Below are 1355 nucleotides of genomic sequence, written 5' to 3' on the forward strand. Positions count from 1 at the left end.
CGCCCTTCGACACGCTGGAGGCGGCCACGCGGTGGTTCCGGCATCGTATGAGATACGGGCTGACTACAGTCTAGTTTCCGCGAGAGACGCTGATCATCCTAACTCATGATCACAAACATAAAATAAAGATCACTAAGCAATCATACTTTAGTTCGCTCCCACAAAGCGGGTGCGATAGATACTGTGTCCAGATGGTGCTCATCTCGGCATGGCTCTGCTGGCGCTCTGCTCCCGATCAGCGTCGGCAGTACTTCCTCCCAAGACTTGGCCCCGCAGCCTCACGGCTCGCGGGGTCCTTCAGTGTCGCACCTTAGGCTTTCCCGAGCCGTCGCTCGATCCAGCTTTGCGCCTCGTCGAGCGTGGCGAAGCTCGGTTGCGGGATCGCTTCCGCTCGGCCAAAGCCCGCCTCCAGGAACCACATCCCGGCCTCGTCCTCATGCGCCTCCGAGAGCTGGACCAGCACCGCAACGAGGGCGTCGTCGGCAAACACCAGCTGGCTCTCGGCGCCGTTGCTCCCGATCGCCACCCGGACGGGCCGAAGACGAAGGCTCATGCGGCTTCTCGCCTGTCTAGGTGCAAGTAGGTCGGATCGAACTCCGCCAGTCGACTGAGAGCCGGCCAGTCTTCGAACGTCAACATGCCTCCCCGAAGTGTGATCAATCCTTGCCCGCGAAGATCCTGCAGGACGCGGTTGACGTGCACGTTGGAGAGCCCGAGCGCGTCGGCGAGATCGCCCTGGGTGAGCGGCCAGCTGCAGCGGTGATCCTTGGCCAAGCCGACCGCCTCCAGCTTTACGTACATCTCGCAGAAGAGGTGGGCGATCCGGGCGTGGGACGAGCGCCGGCCGACGCCGGTCAGCCATTCCCGGAAGATCGCGGCATCGATCAGGGTGTCGCGCCACATCGCTTCGCTCAGGGAGGGGAAGCGCAGCAGCAGGTCGCGGACATGCTCGTGCGGGATGAAGGCCAGCGTGCAGGCCGTGAGCGTGGCGACGCTGTGGTCCATGACGCGCAGGTGCAGGCTCTGCAGATCGGGCATGTCGCCGGGGACGTGGAACGACACGATCTGGCGCCTGCCTTCGTCGAGCAGCTTGTAGCGATGCACCCAACCCTGAAGGACGAGGCAGCACTGCGAGGGACGATCCTGGTCGCGCACGATGTCCTGACGCGGCTCGAAGCGCCGGATCGACACCGACAGGCTCTCGATGGCGCGACGGTCCAGATCGGAGAGGGGGGTGATGCTCTCCAGCTTGCGGATGAGCCAGCCCATCGCGTGGGGATCGAGCGTCAACGACATTGCTGCTTCGCCTTGCCTTGCGGGCGGAAGCGCACGGCTCTCCCAGTCATCAGCACCCG

Annotated in this window: 2 protein-coding genes; both read right to left on the reverse strand. The window is 64.0% G+C overall.

The window, feature by feature from the left end; genetic code table 11:
- Positions 1 to 310: 310 nt before the first annotated feature.
- Positions 311 to 553: a hypothetical protein gene (locus MFF55_RS26610; RefSeq protein ID WP_238247250.1), complete on the reverse strand. Its 243-nt coding sequence runs from the start codon at positions 551 to 553 to the stop codon at positions 311 to 313.
- A partial coding sequence (locus MFF55_RS26615; protein ID WP_373874877.1) for a Crp/Fnr family transcriptional regulator occupies positions 550 to 1355 on the reverse strand: 806 nt, incomplete at its 5' end. The genes MFF55_RS26610 and MFF55_RS26615, both read right to left, overlap by 4 nt.

The sequence above is a fragment of the Methylobacterium iners genome (assembly GCF_022179305.1).
Lineage (GTDB): Bacteria > Pseudomonadota > Alphaproteobacteria > Rhizobiales > Beijerinckiaceae > Methylobacterium > Methylobacterium iners.